Annotated in this window: 17 protein-coding genes and 1 pseudogene; 8 read left to right on the plus strand and 10 right to left on the minus strand. The window is 68.3% G+C overall.

Annotated features, from left to right (window positions below):
- The 3 genes and pseudogenes from DYI42_RS24320 to DYI42_RS16585 all read left to right on the plus strand — a co-directional run.
- A pseudogene (locus DYI42_RS24320) lies at window positions 1–102 on the plus strand (D-amino acid aminotransferase); the annotation flags it as partial.
- Between the two features lie 132 nt (window positions 103–234).
- Window positions 235–2742 carry an OmpA family protein gene (locus DYI42_RS16580; RefSeq protein ID WP_213547193.1) on the plus strand — a complete coding sequence of 836 codons (2508 nt, stop codon included), beginning with the start codon at window positions 235–237 and terminating at the stop codon, window positions 2740–2742.
- Between the two features lie 13 nt (window positions 2743–2755).
- Window positions 2756–3487 (plus strand): hypothetical protein, encoded by a 732-nt coding sequence (locus DYI42_RS16585; RefSeq protein WP_213547194.1) that lies wholly within the window; start codon window positions 2756–2758, stop codon window positions 3485–3487.
- 277 nt (window positions 3488–3764) lie between these two features.
- Here DYI42_RS16585 and DYI42_RS16590 read toward each other — a convergent pair whose 3' ends face one another.
- From DYI42_RS16590 to argH, 7 genes are all read right to left on the minus strand, one after another.
- Window positions 3765–6365: a TIGR02302 family protein gene (locus DYI42_RS16590; RefSeq protein WP_244867980.1), complete on the minus strand. Its 2601-nt coding sequence runs from the start codon at window positions 6363–6365 to the stop codon at window positions 3765–3767.
- 90 nt (window positions 6366–6455) lie between these two features.
- Entirely contained in the window at window positions 6456–7721 is a 1266-nt protein-coding gene (gene lysA / locus DYI42_RS16595; protein ID WP_213547197.1) for a diaminopimelate decarboxylase, read from the minus strand.
- A 61-nt stretch (window positions 7722–7782) separates the two neighbouring features.
- Entirely contained in the window at window positions 7783–8631 is an 849-nt protein-coding gene (locus DYI42_RS16600) for a hypothetical protein (protein WP_213547199.1), read from the minus strand.
- A gap of 40 nt (window positions 8632–8671) precedes the next feature.
- The gene (locus DYI42_RS16605) at window positions 8672–8854 is read right to left on the minus strand and encodes a hypothetical protein (protein WP_213547201.1); all 183 of its coding nucleotides are present in this window, start codon (window positions 8852–8854) and stop codon (window positions 8672–8674) included.
- A complete protein-coding gene (locus DYI42_RS16610) occupies window positions 8838–9047 on the minus strand; it encodes a hypothetical protein (RefSeq protein ID WP_213547203.1) in 210 nt (69 codons plus the stop codon). The genes DYI42_RS16605 and DYI42_RS16610 overlap by 17 nt, the downstream gene beginning before the upstream one ends.
- Window positions 9047–9184, minus strand: coding sequence for an argininosuccinate lyase (locus DYI42_RS16615; RefSeq protein ID WP_213547205.1), 138 nt, complete (start codon window positions 9182–9184; stop codon window positions 9047–9049). Before DYI42_RS16615 ends, DYI42_RS16610 begins: the two co-directional genes overlap by 1 nt.
- Complete coding sequence (gene argH / locus DYI42_RS16620) at window positions 9181–10581, minus strand: argininosuccinate lyase (RefSeq protein ID WP_213547207.1); 1401 nt, start codon at window positions 10579–10581, stop codon at window positions 9181–9183. The genes DYI42_RS16615 and argH overlap by 4 nt, the downstream gene beginning before the upstream one ends.
- Before the next feature lie 22 nt (window positions 10582–10603).
- Between argH and DYI42_RS16625 the strand changes: the two genes are divergently transcribed.
- On the plus strand, window positions 10604–11161 hold the full coding sequence (locus DYI42_RS16625; protein ID WP_213547209.1) for a TlpA family protein disulfide reductase: 558 nt from the start codon (window positions 10604–10606) through the stop codon (window positions 11159–11161).
- Between the two features lie 58 nt (window positions 11162–11219).
- On the opposite strand, the gene DYI42_RS16630 is transcribed toward DYI42_RS16625, so the two are convergent.
- Window positions 11220–11789 carry a DNA-3-methyladenine glycosylase I gene (locus DYI42_RS16630; protein WP_213547211.1) on the minus strand — a complete coding sequence of 190 codons (570 nt, stop codon included), beginning with the start codon at window positions 11787–11789 and terminating at the stop codon, window positions 11220–11222.
- Window positions 11790–11889: 100 nt separating this feature from the next.
- Between DYI42_RS16630 and DYI42_RS16635 the strand changes: the two genes are divergently transcribed.
- From DYI42_RS16635 to gcvA, 4 genes are all read left to right on the plus strand, one after another.
- A complete protein-coding gene (locus DYI42_RS16635) occupies window positions 11890–12732 on the plus strand; it encodes an EAL domain-containing protein (RefSeq protein WP_213547213.1) in 843 nt (280 codons plus the stop codon).
- 345 nt (window positions 12733–13077) lie between these two features.
- Entirely contained in the window at window positions 13078–14253 is a 1176-nt protein-coding gene (locus tag DYI42_RS16640; RefSeq protein WP_213547215.1) for an acetyl-CoA C-acetyltransferase, read from the plus strand.
- An 88-nt stretch (window positions 14254–14341) separates the two neighbouring features.
- Window positions 14342–15064, plus strand: coding sequence for an acetoacetyl-CoA reductase (phbB, locus tag DYI42_RS16645; RefSeq protein WP_213547217.1), 723 nt, complete (start codon window positions 14342–14344; stop codon window positions 15062–15064).
- A gap of 267 nt (window positions 15065–15331) precedes the next feature.
- Window positions 15332–16273, plus strand: a complete 942-nt coding sequence (gcvA, locus tag DYI42_RS16650) for a transcriptional regulator GcvA (RefSeq protein ID WP_213547219.1) — start codon at window positions 15332–15334, stop codon at window positions 16271–16273.
- Window positions 16274–16444: 171 nt separating this feature from the next.
- Here gcvA and DYI42_RS16655 read toward each other — a convergent pair whose 3' ends face one another.
- Together DYI42_RS16655 and DYI42_RS16660 are read right to left on the minus strand one after the other, a co-directional pair.
- Window positions 16445–16609, minus strand: coding sequence for a YdcH family protein (locus DYI42_RS16655; protein ID WP_213547221.1), 165 nt, complete (start codon window positions 16607–16609; stop codon window positions 16445–16447).
- Window positions 16610–16747: 138 nt separating this feature from the next.
- Window positions 16748–17467 (minus strand): tRNA1(Val) (adenine(37)-N6)-methyltransferase, encoded by a 720-nt coding sequence (locus DYI42_RS16660; RefSeq protein WP_342344678.1) that lies wholly within the window; start codon window positions 17465–17467, stop codon window positions 16748–16750.
- Window positions 17468–17488: the final 21 nt, after the last annotated feature.

Genomic DNA, 17488 nt, shown 5'->3' on the forward strand with positions numbered 1-17488 from the left:
CCGCCCTGCACCGAGGAGGAGCTGCTGGGCATTCACCGCGAGCTGATTGCGAAGAACGGTCTGGAAGAGGGGATGATCTACCTCCAGGTGACGCGCGGCGCTTGCCCGGCAGGGGCCCTGGGGCCAGCCCGGCGTGGGCTTTGGCCTTGCACTCGGGGGCGGCCATCGGGCACCATGCGGCCACGCCGAGGCGTAGATTTGAGAACCGGGAGATTTTGAAACGTGCGCAGGCTCTTGGGCGGAGCAATTCTGGTAGGCGGCGTGCTCGTGCTGGGGCTCTATGCCGGGGCACGTCCGGCCCATTCCATCGAAGACCGTGTAAACGAACAGGCGGCTGCCGCCGTGCAAGGCTCTGTCCACGGGCTTGAGGCCCGGGCCCGGGGCCGCGACATCGTGCTCTCCGGCATTGCCGATGGCGAGGCGGAGCATGCCCGGGTCATGGCCGCGCTCGACAGGGTGCCCGGCCGCCGCGTGGTGCGCTCCGAGGCCCGGATACTGCCGGTTGCCGCCCCCTTCACCCTGCGCGGCGCCAAGGGCCCCGGCGGGCCGGTCTGGGAGGGCAACGTGCCCACGGAGACGCTGCGCGAGGCCCTCGCCGAGGACATCGGCGCCGAGGCGGCGGGCGGGCTTACGCTGGCCGCAGGCGCGCCGGAAGGTTGGGGCGAGGCCGCCCTTGCCGCCCCGGCAGCCCTGGCCCCGCTGCTGCGCGGCGAGGTTGCGCTGGAGGGGCAGGTGATCCGCCTGAGCGGCGAGGCCGAGGCGCCCGATGCCCAGGCCGCCGCGGAGGCGCCACTCTTTGCCCTGCCCGAGGGCTGGACGGCGGAGGTGGAGATCACCACGCTCGACGATGGCAAGCCCTTCGCACTCGACATCGAGGCCGAGGATGGCAACGCGACATGGCAGGGTGGCAAGCTGCCGCTCGCGGTCGACCCGCTGGATCTCGACACCGCCTTTGGCGCGCCGGTGGCGGGCGATATCACCGTGGCCCGGATCGGCCAGGGCGAGGCGGATTTTGCCGGCATGGCCCAAGCGGGCATGGCGGCGCTGGCGCAGCTGATGCGCGGGCGCCTGCGGATCGAGGGCCAGACGCTGGCGCTGACCGGCCTTGCGGCCAACCCAGACGCCGCCGCCGCGGCCCGGGCCGAGCTGGACGGGCTGCCGGAGGGCGTAACCCCGCTGGTGGAGCTGGAGCTGAACGACGATGGCAAGCCCTTCTCGCTCAGCCTGCGCAAGTCTACGAGCGGGCTTCAGGCCTCCGGCAAGCTGCCCGCCGCCATGGCCGAGGATGACCTCGCCGCGCTCGCCGGGCAGGCCCCGCGGGGCGAACTGGCCGTGGCCCGGATCGGCGGGGAGGAAGAGGGCTTCACCCTCGCCGCCCGCGCCGCCTTGCGCGCCGTGGCCCCGATGAAGACCGCGGAGGTGGAGCTGGGGGCCGAGGGCCTGTCCTTCGTGGCGCTCGCACCGACGCCCGAGGAGGCCGCCGAGGCCGAGGCAGCCCTGGCCCCGGTGACCGGAAGCCTGCCCTTGTCGGTGCAAATTGACGTGGAAGACGACGGCGCGCCCTTCGCGCTGGAAGTGCAGAAAACGGTGGAGGGCGCCTGGCGCGCGTCGGGCAAGGTGCCCGCGGTGCTGGAAGGCTTCGACTATGCCGCCGCCGCAGGGGTTGAGGCGCTGGAGACGGGCGAGATTGCCGTTGCCCGGATCGGCGGCGAGGCCCATGGCTTTGCCGATGCGGTGCCCCCCGGCCTCGCCGCGCTTTCGGTGCTGAACACCGGGCGCGTCACGATCCGCACGGGCGTGGTGGAGCTGGAAGGCGAGGCCGATGACCCGGAGGCCGCCGCCGAGGCCGAGGCCGCGCTCACTGCCCTGCCAGACGGCTTTTCGCCCATGCTGGCACTCGACCTCGTGGATGACGGCACGCCGCCCGCCTTCACCTTTTCCTACAGCGTGGCCGGGGGCGGCGCGCTGAGTGGCAAGCTTCCCGCCGGGTTGACCCCGCCCGAGATTGCCGGACTGGTGGGGCTGGACAGGCTGGAGGGCACGCCCGGCCAGAGCCGCGAGGACGACAGCGGCGCCGAGGCGATGCAGGCGGCGCTCGCCGCACTGGCGCCTTGGATGGCTGACCTTGAGGCCGCAGAGCTGCGGCTCGACGAGGGCGGAGAGGTGAGCGCCAATATCACCGCCAGCCCGGGCGTGGACGGCGACCTGCTGGAGGCGCGGCTGGCCGAGGCGCTGGGCGGCGCGGTCACGCTCGCCGTGGCCACGCCCGAGGGCGTAGAGGGCGACCGGCGGGCAAACCCCGCGCTGGGCACCGATCAGCGGCTGTCCGGCGGGGTATGGCTGCCGGTGGTGGAGGGGATCGAGACAACGGTGGACGGCTGCAACGCCGCCACCACCGAGGCGCTGGCCCAAGGCGGCATCGGCTTCGTGACCGGCGCGTTCCGGCTCGATGCGGCCTCGTTCCGCGCGGTCAACCGGGTGGCCGCTGTGGCGCTGGCCTGCGCCGAAGCCGGGCTGGAGCTGGAGCTGGGCGGGCACACCGATGCCACCGGCAACCCCGAGAGCAACAGGGCGCTGAGCCAGCGAAGGGCCGAGGTTGTGGCCGCGGCGCTGGCGGCGCGCGGCGTGCCGAACGCGGCGCTGGACTCCGTGGGCTACGGCGCCGACCGGCCTCTGGCCGGGAATGACACCGCCGAGGGCCGTGCGCAGAACCGGCGCACCACCCTCGAATGGCGAGAGTAGAGAAGGACGCGAGATGTTTCAGAACTGGGGCTTTCTGCTCACCGAAATCTGGCTGCTGCTGATCCTGGCCGCGCTGGTGGGGCTGGTGGCCGGCTGGGTCTTCTGGGGCAAATCCGAGCCGGTGGCGGAGGCCTCGGGCGAGGAGGTCGACAAGGTGGCCTTCGACCAGGCCCGCGCCAATGAGCACCGGCTGCGCGGCGAGCGCGACGAGCTGATCACCCGGCTGGACCGCTGCCGCTCGGACGGCGAGAAGAAGGACGCCCGGATGAAGGAGATGGAGGCCGAGCTGGACGAGTTGCGCGGCGAGGCCGCCTTCACCGCCCCGCTGCCCGCCTTCGAGGCCGAGGATGACGAGATTCGCGCCTTCGATGAAACCTCAGGCACCCCCGCCGAGCCGGTGGAAGAGACCACGCCCGACTTCGACGGCGACGGGGTGCGCGAAGGCACCGAAGAGGGCACTGCCCCCGCCACGCTGGATGAACCGCGCGAGGGCGGGCCGGACGACCTGAAGAAGATCAAGGGCATCGGCAAGAAGCTGGAGAGCCTGCTGCACGGCATGGGCTTCTATCACTATGATCAGATCGCCAGTTGGACCGCAGACGAGGTGGCCTGGGTGAACGCCAATCTCGAAGGTTTCAAGGGCCGCGTCACCCGCGACAACTGGGTCGAGCAGGCCAGGACGCTGGCCGAGGGCGGAGAGACCGCGTTTTCCAAGCGGGTCGACCGGGGCGGCGTTTACGACTGACCGCCCTGCCCTGCTGCACGAGGAGCATGGGGAAGCCGTGCAACGGCACGCCATCAGGATCAGGCAAGCAACAGCACGGTTGAGGCGCCTCCCTGACTGACCGCCCTGCCCCTTTGCACGAGGGTGCACAAATCAAGCAGAACCAGATCAGGATTGTCCCGGCGGGCGCGGCTTCCTGCGGTCTGGCCGCATCCTATCCGGTCTGTCGAAGCGCTGATTGAGCCACGCGGCGGGAGCTGAATGAGGTCCGGCCCGTGCGCGCCGTTCGGGAAGCGGCTCAGAACCGCTCCAGCAGGCGGCGCAGGTATTCCAGTTCCACGTCCGGACGGCCCTGTTCGGAGGAGCGGCGGCGGATCTCATCGAGCAGGTCGCGGGCGCGGCGGTAGACGTCATCGCCCTGCAACATGTGCTCCTCGGTGCCGAGCGGGCCCTCGGAGCCACGGTCGCGGCCAAGCGGATCGCGGCGGCCGTTCGGGTCGGCCCTCCCGACGTTCTCGCCCTGCCCGCCCTGCTGCTGGCGGCGCTCTTCGGCCATCGCCTCGCCGAGCGAGCGCATGCCCTCGCGGAGCCGTTCCATCGCCTGGGACTGGTTGTCGATCGCCTCGGCGAGATCGCCCTGCTCGAGGCTCTCCTCGGCGCGGTCCATCGCGCGGCCCGCCTCGTCGAGCGAGCGGCGGGCGGCGTCGCCCTGCTCGGTGCCCGCACCGGGCAGCTGGCCGCGCTGGCGCTCCAGCTCGCGGCGCAGCTCGCGCTGACGCTGGGCCAGGCTGCGCTGGTCGGGCTCGCCGCCCTCGCCGGGGCGGCCCTCGGGGTTGTCGCCCTGCCCGCCCTGCTGGTTCTGGCCCTGCTCATGGCTCTCGCCACGGCCCTGGTTGCCGTTGCGGCCCTGGTTCTGCCCGCTCTCGCCCTGCTGGGCGTTGGGATTGAACTGCTCCTGCAGATCGCGGAACGCCTCGTCGGACAGGCCCTGCTGGTCGCGCAGCGTTTCGGCCAGCCCTTCCATGGCCTGCTCGCCGGGGCTCTGCTGCCCCTGCCCGCCCTGGCCCTGGGTGACCTGCATGTTCTGCATCATCTCCATGAGCTGGTTCAGCAGCTCCTGCGCCTCGGCGGTGCGGCCCTGCTGCATCAGCTCTTCGAGCTTGTCGAGCATGTCCTGCAAATCCTGCTGCGAGAGCTCCATCGTCTCGCCCTGCTGCCCCTGCTGCTGCTGGCCCGGGTTCTGCTGTTGCTGCTGGGCCAGCTGGCGCATGTAATCCTGCATCGCCTGGCGCATCTCTTCCATCAGCTGGGCGATTTCCTCGTCGGAGGCGCCGTTGCGAATGGCCTCGTTCAGCCGCTCCTGCGCCTGCCGCAGCCGCTCGAGCGCGTTAGAGAGCGTGCCCTCCTCGATCCGCACGGCGATTTCCCAGAGCGCCTCGGCCAGCTCGTCGCGGGTGGCTTCGGTGAGGCTGGCGCCCTCGGCCTCAAGCCGCCGCAGCACCATGCGCACCTGAAGGTAGGTGCGCGGCTGGGCGAGGGCCGAGGCGGGCTTCCAGGTGAGGGTCCGCAGGATCTGCGCGGTGCGATGCGCATTGTCGCGGCTCCAGAGCAGATCCCGGCGCAGCTCGACCAGTGCCGCCGCCGCCGGGTCGAAGAAACGGCGACCGGGCAACAGCATAGCGCGCGTTTCGCTGCGCCCCTGCTGGCCATTGGCATCTTCGACGGTCATCTGCATCACCACGGGCAGGTTGGCCCAGGGATGCTTGGAGAGATCGTCGATCAGGGTTTCCTCGAAGCTCGCGCGGTTGCCCGAAATGGTCATCGGCAGATCGAGCACCACGGGCTCGCGCGGCTCGGGATCGGCCACGAGGCCATAGCGACGATCCAGCGCGCCCTCATCCAGCGTGATGCGGGCCGAGCCGGCCACCACGCCGTAATCGTCCTCTGCCCGGAAGCGCTGTTGCAACTCGCCCATGGCGGACTTGTCCACGTTGCCCACCAGCTCGACGCGCGGCGCGGTATCGGGCGAAATCAGCACCGTCCAGCTGCGCCCGCCAGAGCCGTCGATCTCGATTTGGCCGGAGCCGTTGACGGCAAAGCTGCGCACGCCGTCGTCCACAGCTTCGGGCGTCGCCTCATCGCCCGCCTGTGCGGAGGCCTCTTCGGCTGGAGCGGGTTCTTCCGCAGCGGGCGCGGTGCCCGACACCGTTTCTGTCACCGAAAGCGCGCCGACCTCGCCGTAGAGGCGTATCGTCACCTCAGAGCCCTCGGGCACGGTGAACTCGGCCTGTTCGATATCGTTGAGGTAAAGCGAAGGCTTGCCGGTATAGGCGGGCGGCTCGATCCAGCCTTCCCAGCTTGGCCCGGCGGCCAGTGCGGCGCCCGGCCCGGCCCCGGCGGCATCGTCGAGCGAGGTGATCCGCCAGAGCGAGCCGAAGAGCAGCGCCGTCACCAACGCGCCGAGCGCGGCGTAGCGCAGGGCATAAGGGTCACGGTCGGCAATGCGCAGGTCGGGGCGCACGGCCCGCGCGCCTTCGATCCGCGCGGCCATCCGCTCGACATGGGCGTTCCACACCGCCTCGGAGCCGAAATCGCCCGCGCCGATGGCCTGCTTGTCCGACAGCGCCTTGATCGGGCGGCCCGGCATGGTGGCATCGAGCCGCGCGACGACCTCCTTGCCCGAAGGCCGGTGATAGGCGCGAAAGCCGAGGCCGATGGCGGAGACGAAAGCGATGATCCAGATACCGCCGACAATCCACACGCCCTCGGGCGGCAGCGCATCATGCGCGCCGAAGGCGAGCGCGGCGGCGGCGGCAAAGAGCAACGTCCAGACACGCCAGAAGCTGCGCACCGCGCGTTCGGCAATCATCCCCATCCGCGTCAGCTGAAGGGGCTTCATCAGGCGCTTCAGGGCGCGGGAGCGGACGGCATTCGGGTCCATGACCCTCCGTTGCGGTCAGGAGTCGGCGTCAGGCGCGGCCAGCATGGCCTACACCCATGAAGGAACCTTATCGCGCGCAATCATTTCGTCAAAGGTCGGTCTCTCGCGAATGACGGCAAAGTTATCGCCGCTCACGAGCACCTCGGGGATGAGCGGCCTGCCGTTGTATTCGCTCGACATCACCGCGCCATAGGCCCCGGCAGAGCGGAAGCCCACAAGGTCGCCCGCCTTCAGCGGCGGCAGGCTGCGGCGCTTGGCGAAGGTATCGCCGGATTCGCAGACCGGCCCGACCACGTCATAGCTGCGTTGCTCCACGCCCGGCGCGGGTTCGATCACCGGCACGATATCGTGATGCGCGCCATACATGGCAGGCCGCAGCAGATCGTTCATCGCCGCATCTAGGATGAGAAAATCGGTGCCGTCGCCGTCCTTCTCGTAGATCACGCTCGACACCAGCATGCCCGCGTTGCCCGAAATCAGCCGACCCGGCTCGATTTCCACCTCAACGCCCAGCCCTTCGGTGACGCGCTTGATCATCGCGCCGTACTCGATGGGCAGGGGCGGGCCGGAGTTGTTCCGCTCGTAGGGAATGCCGAGGCCGCCGCCCAGATCGAGCCGTTCGATGGTGTGGCCCTCGGCCCGCAGGGCGTGTGTGAGCTCCACCACCTTTTCGAAGGCCGCCTCGAAGGGGGCGAGGTCGGTCAGCTGGGAGCCGATATGCACGTCGATCCCCACCACCCGCAGGCCGGGCAGCGCGGCGGCGCGGGCATAGGCCTCTTTCGCACGGGAAATCGGGATGCCGAACTTGTCTCCCTTCTTGCCGGTCGAGATTTTCTCGTGGGTCTTGGCATCCACATCCGGGTTCACCCGGATCGTCACCGGGGCCTCGGCCCCCATCGCACAGGCCACCTCGGACAGCGCCTCCATCTCCGGCTCGCTCTCGATGTTGAACTGGCGAATGCCGCTTTCCAGCGCCGTGGCCATTTCGGCCCGGGTCTTACCGACGCCCGAAAACACGATGCGCTCCCCCGGAATGCCCGCCGCGATGGCACGGGCATATTCGCCGCCCGACACCACATCCATCCCGGCGCCAAGCTTGCCAAGCAGCGTCAGCACCGCCTGGTTGGCGAGGGACTTCATGGCAAAGCAGATGCAATGCGGCACGCCTTCGAGCGCCTCGGCGAAGAGAGTGTAGTGCCGCGTCAGCGTGGCGGTGGAATAGACGTAAAACGGTGTGCCCACCTGCGCGGCGATCTCGGGGATCGGCACGTCTTCGGCATGGAGCACGCCGCCCCTGTAGAGAAAATGGTCCATCGCAGCCTCGCTCGCTTCCGCGCGTTGCTACTTCAGGGCGGCGGGCAGATCAACGTGCAGATCAATCGGTGAGCAGCCCAGCCGCCTCCAGTTCGGCGCGGGTGGGGTGCCAGAGCGCTTCGGGCGGGGTTTCATAGGCCCGTTCGAGGAAGGCGGGCGCCACGCCGCGACGGGTGAAATAGGCCCGGTCGCGGGCCTCTTCTTCACCGGCATTCACGTGGCGCACGGGGCCGTAGTTGGCGCTGGCGCCAAGGAAGTAGCGGTGGAAGCCCAAGGCCCCCTCTTCGCCCATCGTCCGCAGCCGGCCCGCCGCGAAGACGAGGGTGCAGGCCGAATAGCAGCGGCGCTCGGCGTGGGTCGCCAGCCCCGCCTCTTCGATCAGCCGCACCAGCGCGCGGGCGGCGTAGATGTTTCCGCCGGGGCTGTCGAGCTCCACCACCTCCACCCCGCCCCGGGGCAGGCGGGCCTCCAGCGCGTTGAAATGGGCAAAGGTGATGTTTCCAGCGATGCGCAGGCGCCCTTCCTGCTCGGGCAGCTCGGCCATGGGGCGGCCCGACGGCGCGGCTTGGCGGCTGAGACTCTCGCCGGTGATGGTGCGCACGGGCGTCTGCCGGGCAATCAGCGTGGTGCCCGCGGCCAGCAGCACCGCGCCCGCCCCGGCGTAGCAGGCGAACCCGGCGATGAAGCCGCCGCCCTCACGCAGCGCCCTGTCGGCGGTGCGAAACGCGCCCACCACGGCCCAGATCGCCAGCGGCGCATCCACCAGCGCCAGCGCGGGCAGCGGCCAGTCGGCCAGCGCCCGGTTCATCGCCCAGAGGAGAAGTGCGGCCCCGGCCACGGGCCCGGCCAGCGCCTGCCACAGCGGCAACTCGCCGCGCCAGTGCAGTTTGAGAAATCTCGCAACCCTCATGCCCGCAGCCTTGCACGGCGCGGGCCCGGTGCAAACCGGCTCAGCCGGTGATCCGCGTCACGGTGCGAACATTCCCATCGGCATCCTTGGCCACGCCCATCTGCACCTTGCCGTGGAAATGCACCCCCGGCTCCGGGCGGTTGGGGTTGGGCTCGCCGCTGCACCCGGCCAGCAAGAGCGCCAGCACACCGGCAACAAGGATCTTCCTAGAAGCGCCGTTCATCGGTTTCGTCTCCGTTGATCACATAGGGTTCCCAGTCGGTCACCCGGACAACGCCACGCGTCGGGGCATGGCTGCCTCCGGCGACGCCGCTCTGCACCTTGGTCGGCAGCGCCACGGCCACCTTCAGCCCGTCGCCCTGCGGCCCGGCGCATCCGGCCAGACCGACGAGGGCGAGAAGGGCCAGCACGCGCATCAGCCGCTGCCGCCGGTGATGCCCACCTTCACCGTGCCGCCCACCGTGATTCCAGGCTCGGCCGGGGTTTCGGGCGCGCCATCGACGCCGCAGGCGGCAAGGGTGCTCAGGGCGATGAGGGCCATCAGTTTCTTCATGCCAGTGTCTCCTTCCAGCGGGCGATCTGGGCGCGCACGTTGTCGGGCGCCGTCCCGCCGTAGGATGTGCGCGAGGCCACCGAGTTGTCTACCGACAATACGGTGAAGACATCTTCGGTGATCTCGGGCTTCACGCTCTGCATCTCCTCCAGCGTCAGCTCGGGCAGGTCGCGCCCGGTCTTCTCGGCCAGCGCCACCAAGGCGCCGGTGACGTGGTGGGCATCGCGGAACGGCAGGTTCAGCACCCGCACGCACCAGTCGGCCAGATCGGTGGCGGTGGAAAAGCCCGTGCCCGCCGCTTCGGCGAGTTTCTCGCGGTTGGGCTGCATCGTCTCGACCATTCCGGCCATGGCAGCAAGGGCCAGCATCAGCGTGTCGGCGGCGTCGAACACGCCTTCCTTGTCTTCCTGCATGTCCTTGGAATAGGTCAGCGGCAGCCCCTTCATCACCGTCAGCAGCCCGAGGTTGGCCCCGAGGATGCGCCCGATCTTGCCCCGGATCAGCTCGGCGGCATCGGGGTTCTTCTTCTGCGGCATGATCGAGGAGCCGGTGGACCATGTGTCGCTCATGGTGACAAAGCGGAATTGCGCCGATGACCAGATCACCAGCTCTTCGGCGAGTCGGCTCAGATGCATCGCGCAGATGCTCGCCGCGGCCAGAAACTCCAGCGCAAAGTCCCGGTCGGCCACCGCATCGAGGCTGTTGGCCATCGGCCTGTCGAACCCGAGCGCCGCCGCCGTCGCCTCCCGGTCGATCGGAAAGGAGGTGCCCGCCAGCGCCGCCGCGCCGAGGGGCGATTCGTTCATCCGGGCGCGGGCGTCCTGAAAGCGGGTCACGTCGCGGCCCAGCATCTCGACATAGGCCAGCATGTGGTGGCCCCAAGTCACCGGCTGGGCGACCTGTAGGTGGGTATAGCCCGGCATCACCCAATCCGCACCGGTCTCAGCCTGCGCCAGCAGAGCGCGCTGCACCTCGCGGATCGCAGGCACGGCGGCATCGCACTGGTCGCGCACCCACATCCGGAAATCGAGCGCCACCTGATCGTTGCGGCTACGCCCCGTATGCAGGCGCTTGCCCGCGTCGCCGATCAGCTCCACCAGCCGCGCCTCGACGTTCATGTGAATGTCTTCCAGCGCCGCAGAAAACTGAAATGTCCCGCCTTCGATCTCTGACAAGACCGTGAGCAGCCCTTCCCGGATCGCCTCGGCATCGCTATCCGAGATGATGCCGGCCTCGGCCAGCATGGCGGCATGGGCGCGGCTGCCCGCGATGTCCTGCTTCGCCATCCGCTGGTCAAACCCGATCGAGGCGTTTATCGCCTCCATGATCGCGTCCACACCGGCGGAAAACCGCCCGCCCCACATGGCATTGGCGGCTTTGTTCTGGGGTTCTGTCATGTCAGGCCTGAAGGAGTTGGGAATGAAACGTCTGATTGCCGCGGTTCTCTACACGGCGCTGGCCATCACTGCAAACACGGGCAGCGCCATGGCGGGCGACGTGGCCGCAATCGAAGCGCTGCGCGACGGCACGATGAAAAAGCTGGCCGTGCATACCGAGCCGCGCGCGGTGCCGACCGAGGCCTTCGACGGCCCCGATGGCCCGGTGACACTGGCCGACTTCAAGGGTGAGGTGGTGGTGCTGAACTTCTGGGCCACCTGGTGCGCCCCCTGCCGCAAGGAAATGCCTGCGCTGGCCGAACTGGGGGAGGCCTTCGTGGGCAAGGGCGCGCGGGTTGTCACCGTGGCCACGGGCCGCAACCCCGAAGGCGCGGTGACCCGCTTCCTCACCGAAATCGGCCTCTCCGACCTGCCGGTCTACCGCGACCCGCGCCAGCAGCTTGCCCGCAACATGGGGGTGCTGGGCCTGCCGGTGACGGTGATCCTCGATGCCGAGGGTCAGGAAGTCGCCCGGCTCACCGGCGATGCGGAATGGAACAGCGACAGCGCGCGCGCAATCATCGCAGCGCTGGTGGAATAGCGCGCAACCCGTTCATTTTCTTGCTGAAAATACTCACCGAATCTCTTTTGGCCCGCCCTCACCCAAGGGCGGCGCAGTCGGCGTGGCGCGGGCAGCCCACCACATGGTCGTTCACCATGCCGACCGCCTGCATGAAGGCATAAACGATGGTCGGCCCGACAAAGCGGAAGCCCTGTTTTTTCAGGTCTTTCGAGATCGCCTCTGAAACCGGGGTCTTTGCTGGCACCTCCGCCAGCGAGGCCCAGCGATTCTGCACCGGGCTGCCGTCGACGTAGTTCCAGAGGTAGGTCGAAAACCCCTCCCGCGCCTCGATCTCCAGCCAGCCCCGGGCGTTGCCGATCGCCGCCTCGATCTTGCCCCGGTGCCGCACGATGCCCGGATCGGCGAGGCAGCGGGCAATCTCGGCCTCGCCCCATTCGGCAATCCGCGCTGGCTCGAACCCCTCGAAGGCGGCGCGGAAATTCTCCCGCTTTTTCAGGATGGTGATCCATGAAAGCCCGGCCTGAAACCCATCGAGCATGAGCTTTTCGTAGAGCGCGCGGCCATCGTATTCGGGCACGCCCCACTCCTCGTCATGGTAGTCGATGTAGATCTGGTCCTGCCCGACCCATCCGCAGCGCTCACCCATCCTGCACACCTTTCCTAAAATGAGAACAAAATACGAATATTCAGCATTTGTTAGCAGAGCAAGGTGCATCCTGACCGCACCTGTCAGAACGGAGCATGCAATGGCCGGAGCAGAACCGCGGCGGCACACCTTCAAGGTGAATGACAAATCCCCGCTTGGGGCAGCCGTGCGCCAGCGCGATGCCGATATCCTGAAGATGGTGCGCGCCGCGCTTGAACGGCGCGACGTGATGCTGGCCTACCAGCCCATCGTGCGCGCCAGCGATCCGGGCAAGACGGCCTTCTACGAGGGGCTCATCCGGGTGCTGGACGACACTGGCCGGGTGATTCCCGCGCGGGAGTTCATCGGCGCCTGCGAAACCAACGAGATCGGCCGGATCATCGACTGCCTCGCGCTGGAGATGGGGCTGACCGCGCTGCACCAGGCCCCGGCCCTGCGACTCGCCATCAACATGTCGGCCCGTTCCATCGGCTACCCCCGCTGGATGCAGACGCTGGAACGCGGCCTTTCGATGGACCCGACGCTGGCCGAGCGGCTGATCATCGAGATCACCGAGGCTTCGGCCATGGTGATGCCCGATATCACCTCTGTCTTCATGCTCGATCTGCAAACCCGGGGCGTGGCCTTCGCGCTGGATGATTTCGGCGCGGGCTACACGGCCTTCCGTTACTTCAAGGATTTCTTTTTCGACGTGCTCAAGATCGACGGGCAGTTCATCCGTGGCATCGCCCATGACCCCGACAACCGGATGCTGGTGGAGGCGATGGTCTCCATCGCGCGGCACTTCGACATGTTCACCGTGGCCGAATACGTGGAAACCGCCGAGGATGCCGCCGCGCTCACGGCCCTGGGTGTCGACTGTCTTCAAGGCTACCATTTCGGCGCCCCCACCACCTCGCCGGGGTGGAAGGAGTTTCCGCAGGGGATGCGCCGGGCCGGGTAGCGGCCCCGCGCAGCTACGCCATGAATGCGTACCCTACACTCCATATGTAGGATACGCATTCTTCGTGCACCTGGCGCAATGCCCCGCGTCGCAAAGCGCACGTCGGGCGCCCTTCCATCGCTCTCGACCCGAAGGCGGCGCGCCACACGTAGGGTGCGCATTCATGGCGCACCCCCAAGTGCGGCCTTTGCCGCATCGCAGCATTTTGCCGCACCGCAGCAAAGCCGCCCTTGCGTCACCCCCGCCAAAGCTCTACCCATGGCTGTGATCCGGGCGGGGTGGAGTCGGATCGAAACTTCGTGCAGTCTCGGACACCTCGCCCAAGCCATCGGGAAAGGATGTCTCATGACCAATGTCGTAATCGCCTCAGCCGCGCGGACCCCTGTGGGCTCCTTCCTCGGCTCCTTCGCCAACACCCCCGCCCATGATCTCGGCAGGGTCGTTCTGGAAGCCATCGTCGAGCGGGCCGGCATCGACAAGGCCGACGTTTCGGAAACGATCCTCGGCCAGGTGCTGACCGCCGGTCAGGGCCAGAACCCCGCGCGGCAGGCCCATATCAACGCCGGCCTTCCCACCGAGGCGGCTGCCTGGGGCATCAACCAGGTGTGCGGCTCCGGCCTGCGCGCCGTGGCGCTCGGCGCCCAGCACATCCAGCTCGGCGATGCCGCCATCGTCGCCGCCGGCGGGCAGGAAAACATGTCGATGTCTCCCCATTGCGCCAGCCTGCGCCAGGGCCAGAAAATGGGCGACATGAAGTACATCGACACCATGATCCGCGATGGCCTCTGGGATGCCTTCAACGGCTACCACATGGGCCAGACCGCCGAGAACGTAGCCGAGCAGTGGCAGATCAGCCGCGATCAGCAGGACGAGTTTGCCGTGGCCTCCCAGAACAAGGCCGAGGCCGCGCAGAAGGCCGGCAAGTTCGACGACGAGATCGCCGCCTTCACCATCTCCACCCGCAAGGGCGACATCGTCGTCGACAAGGATGAATACATCCGCCACGGCGCGACCATGGAAGCGATGCAAAAGCTGCGCCCCGCCTTCACCAAGGACGGCTCGGTGACCGCCGCCAACGCGAGCGGCCTCAACGACGGCGCCGCCGCCGTGCTGCTGATGACCGCCGACGAAGCCGAGAAGCGCGGCATCGAGCCGCTGGCCCGCATCGCCTCCTACGCCACCGCCGGGCTCGACCCCTCGATCATGGGCACCGGCCCCATCCCCGCCTCCCGCAAGGCGCTGGAAAAGGCCGGGTGGAACGTGTCCGACCTCGACCTGGTGGAAGCCAACGAGGCCTTCGCCGCACAGGCCTGCGCGGTGAACAAGGACATGGGCTGGGATCCCTCGATCGTGAACGTGAACGGCGGCGCCATCGCCATCGGCCACCCCATCGGCGCCTCGGGCTGCCGGGTACTCAACACCCTGCTCTTCGAGATGAAGCGCCGCGACGCCAAGAAGGGCCTCGCCACCCTCTGCATTGGCGGCGGCATGGGCGTGGCCATGTGCCTCGAGCGTCCGTAACGCATTAACGGCAAATGGTCGCGCAATATAGTTGCGCGACCAATTTCATGTGCGTAACAAGATTTCGAATACCTAGGAGGAGAATCAAATGTCCCGCGTCGCACTCGTCACCGGCGGCTCCCGAGGAATCGGGGAAGCCATTTCCAAGAAGCTCAAGTCCGAGGGTTACGAGGTGGCTGCCACCTATGCCGGCAACGATGAGAAGGCCAAGGCCTTCACCGAGGCCACGGGCATCAAGACCTACAAGTGGAACGTGGCCGATTACGAGGCCTCCAAGGCAGGCATCGAACAGGTCGAGGCCGACCTCGGCCCGATCGACGTGGTGGTGGCCAATGCCGGCATCACCCGTGACGCCCCCTTCCACAAGATGACGCCCGAGCAGTGGAAAGAGGTGATCGACACCAACCTGACCGGCGTGTTCAACACCGTCCACCCGGTCTGGCCCGGCATGCGCGAGCGCAAGTTCGGCCGGGTGATCGTGATTTCCTCGATCAACGGCCAGAAGGGCCAGTTTGCCCAGGTCAACTACGCTGCCACCAAGGCGGGCGACCTTGGGATCATCAAGAGCCTCGCTCAGGAAGGCGCCCGCGCCGGGATCACCGCCAACGCGGTCTGCCCCGGCTACATCGCCACCGAGATGGTGATGGCCGTGCCGGAAAAGGTGCGCGAGAGCATCATCGGCCAGATCCCCGCAGGCCGCCTTGGCGAGCCCGAGGAAATCGCCCGCTGCGTGGCCTTCCTCGCCTCCGACGACGCGGGCTTCATCAACGGCTCCACGATCTCGGCCAACGGCGCGCAGTTCTTCGTTTAAGCCGCAGAAACACCGCATCGAGGGGCCGTGGAGCGATCCGCGGCCCTTTTTCTTTGGCCGAAGAGGCGTCGGAACAGGCCGCTGAAGGCCTCGGCCCTCAGCTGGTGGGCACGGGCCATGGCGGCTTCATGGGTGGGGGAGATGGCATAGGGAAGCATGGGAGGCACTCCTTTGAGCAAGACTTTCTGATCTGCTTTCACTATGCTCGTAAGCATTGAGCCGGACAAACGAGTTCTCTTCGCCATTCAGACAAGTTTTTCTTACCCTATGCCAGCCCACCTCCCGCCACTCAACGCCCTGCGCGCCTTCGAGGCCGCCGCCCGCCACATGTCCTTCGCCCGCGCGGCGGACGAGCTTCACGTGACCCCGCAGGCGCTGTCGCTCCAGATCAAATCGCTAGAGGCGCATCTCGGCGCGCCCCTGTTTCACCGGCTCAACCGCGCGGTCGAGCTGACAGAGGCCGGGCGGGCGCTGGTACCCGGCGCGCGCGAGGGCTTCACCGCCCTCACCCGGGGGTGGGCCGCCGCGCGCCGCGCCACCGACCCGTCGCGCCTCACCGTCACCGCCGGGCCCGCCTTCACCGCCCGCTGGCTGGCGCCCCGGTTGCCAGACTTCGCACGTGCCCATCCCGAAATCGAGCTGAGCTTTTCGGCCTCGCTCCGGCGGATGGACATGGCCACCGATGCCGTCGATGTGGCCGTGCGCTTCTCGGATCATGACGAGCCCGGCCTCTACAACGGCGCGCTTATCGAAGAATGGGTGATGCCGATGATGAGCCCGGCGCTGGCCCGCGCGCACCCCACGCCCGAGCGCCTCGCAACCGCGACGCTGATCCACACCGAAAGCTACCCCTTCGGCCCCGACACAATGGATTGGCCGCGCATGTTCGCCGCGCTCGGTCTTCCGCCCCCGGATGGCCACGGCCCGAGCTTTTCGCATGCCGACCATGCCAACGACGCCGCTGTTTCGGGCACCGGCGTGGTGCTTGGCCGCTGGTCCCTTGCCCATGCCGAGCTGGCAACCGGCGCGCTCGTGGCGCCCTATCCGCTGGCCGTGCGCCTGCCCCACCAGTACCGCCTCCTGTGCCGGGATGGCGAGCAGAGCCGCCCTCAGGTGGCGGCCTTTCTTGGCTGGATGGAGGCCCGGATCGCCGAGATGCCCCGGCCCGGGCCGGAGTTCAGGGTGGTGGAACTGGAGGATTTGGCCTGACAGTGCAGCCCCACGCGCCCGACGCGGCAAGACCTGTAGCGCCGCACACTCCTGCGAGGCAATCATGGCCCCATTGGTGTGGCGAAGCCGGCCGAGTGGCTGGCCGCCTCCGCCTGTATGGTTTTGAAAGACGCAGTGCTGACCGCGCGGCCAGCCTGCACGCAGATTGGCTCAGGTCGCGAGGCGGCTGATCTCTTCCTTCAGCTTGAGCTTCTGCTTTTTCATCTCCGCGATGGTCAGGTCACTCACCCCGGGGCTGCGTTGCGCTTGTTCCACTTCTTCCGAGAGAACCTGGTGTTTGCGACGGAGCTCCTGAAGATGGGCAGTCACGGACATGAGTTTCTCCTCTCTTGTGATAGTTGAGCCCGAGGATTGCAGCACAGATTACGAGTCGTGTCACCTGTGCCGCGCAAAACGGGTGTGGATAAAGGTCAAGCCCAAAGCTTACCAAAGGGTTAAAACTTCACATAGCTGTCACAGAAGCCGGTCCAGCGATGTGCCCCTGCGCAGAATCGCGCGCAGCTCGTCAGTGTAATCCTCGCCATCCCGCTCATGGGCCGGGCCGCGGTGGAGCACCAGCGGCGCGAGCAGCCGCGCCTCGGCCCGCCCGCCCTTGCGCGCCTGCACCAAAACACGGCTGGCGGGGCGGCCCACGCGCCCGGCCAGCGGCAGCACCGTGGGGCCCCCGAAACCGCCACGCGTGACCATCGCCGCAAGCAGCTCGGGCAGGCGCTCGGCCCTGTGAATCACCGTGAGCCAGCCCAGCGGCGCGATCCTGCGGGCGGCCACATCGACCCATGTGGCCATCGGCGTTTCCTCGCCCATCGCCACCTCCCGCGCCTCATCGGGCGAGGCGCTGCCCCGCGTGCGGTCGAAATAGGGCGGGTTGAAGAGCACATGGGTGAAGCGGCGCGCTTTCACGGACTCGGGGAGCGTGGTCAGATCCGCCTCGACCAGTTCGAGGCCCGCGCCATTCTCGGCGCTGTTGCGCCGGGCCAGTGCTGCGTAAGCCGGGTCGCGCTCCACCGCCGTGACGGAAAGGCCGGGCACGCGGGTTGCAAGGCACAGGCTGGCCACACCCGCGCCCGCGCCCAGCTCCAGCGCGGTGTCGCCCGGGCGGGCGGGCACCGCGGCGGCCAGAAGCACCGCATCCACCCCCGCGCGATAGCCTGCTGCGGGTTGCCACGCCTGCACGCGCCCACCGAGGAAGCCGTC

Source organism: Vannielia litorea (assembly GCF_018424695.1).
In the GTDB taxonomy this organism is placed as follows: Bacteria; Pseudomonadota; Alphaproteobacteria; order Rhodobacterales; family Rhodobacteraceae; genus Vannielia; species Vannielia litorea_A.

What these genes read in the sequence shown, in the direction of transcription:
- DYI42_RS16585 (WP_213547194.1), top strand. Translation starts at nt 2,756, where the DNA reads ATGTTTCAGAACTGGGGCTTTCTGCTCACCGAAATCTGGCTGCTGCTG.
- DYI42_RS16590 (WP_244867980.1), bottom strand. Translation starts at nt 6,365, where the DNA reads ATGAAGCCCCTTCAGCTGACGCGGATGGGGATGATTGCCGAACGCGCG.
- lysA (WP_213547197.1), bottom strand. Translation starts at nt 7,721, where the DNA reads ATGGACCATTTTCTCTACAGGGGCGGCGTGCTCCATGCCGAAGACGTG.
- DYI42_RS16600 (WP_213547199.1), bottom strand. Translation starts at nt 8,631, where the DNA reads ATGAGGGTTGCGAGATTTCTCAAACTGCACTGGCGCGGCGAGTTGCCG.
- DYI42_RS16605 (WP_213547201.1), bottom strand. Translation starts at nt 8,854, where the DNA reads ATGAACGGCGCTTCTAGGAAGATCCTTGTTGCCGGTGTGCTGGCGCTC.
- DYI42_RS16610 (WP_213547203.1), bottom strand. Translation starts at nt 9,047, where the DNA reads ATGCGCGTGCTGGCCCTTCTCGCCCTCGTCGGTCTGGCCGGATGCGCC.
- DYI42_RS16615 (WP_213547205.1), bottom strand. Translation starts at nt 9,184, where the DNA reads ATGAAGAAACTGATGGCCCTCATCGCCCTGAGCACCCTTGCCGCCTGC.
- argH (WP_213547207.1), bottom strand. Translation starts at nt 10,581, where the DNA reads ATGACAGAACCCCAGAACAAAGCCGCCAATGCCATGTGGGGCGGGCGG.
- DYI42_RS16625 (WP_213547209.1), top strand. Translation starts at nt 10,604, where the DNA reads ATGAAACGTCTGATTGCCGCGGTTCTCTACACGGCGCTGGCCATCACT.
- DYI42_RS16630 (WP_213547211.1), bottom strand. Translation starts at nt 11,789, where the DNA reads ATGGGTGAGCGCTGCGGATGGGTCGGGCAGGACCAGATCTACATCGAC.
- DYI42_RS16635 (WP_213547213.1), top strand. Translation starts at nt 11,890, where the DNA reads ATGGCCGGAGCAGAACCGCGGCGGCACACCTTCAAGGTGAATGACAAA.
- DYI42_RS16640 (WP_213547215.1), top strand. Translation starts at nt 13,078, where the DNA reads ATGACCAATGTCGTAATCGCCTCAGCCGCGCGGACCCCTGTGGGCTCC.
- phbB (WP_213547217.1), top strand. Translation starts at nt 14,342, where the DNA reads ATGTCCCGCGTCGCACTCGTCACCGGCGGCTCCCGAGGAATCGGGGAA.
- gcvA (WP_213547219.1), top strand. Translation starts at nt 15,332, where the DNA reads ATGCCAGCCCACCTCCCGCCACTCAACGCCCTGCGCGCCTTCGAGGCC.
- DYI42_RS16655 (WP_213547221.1), bottom strand. Translation starts at nt 16,609, where the DNA reads ATGTCCGTGACTGCCCATCTTCAGGAGCTCCGTCGCAAACACCAGGTT.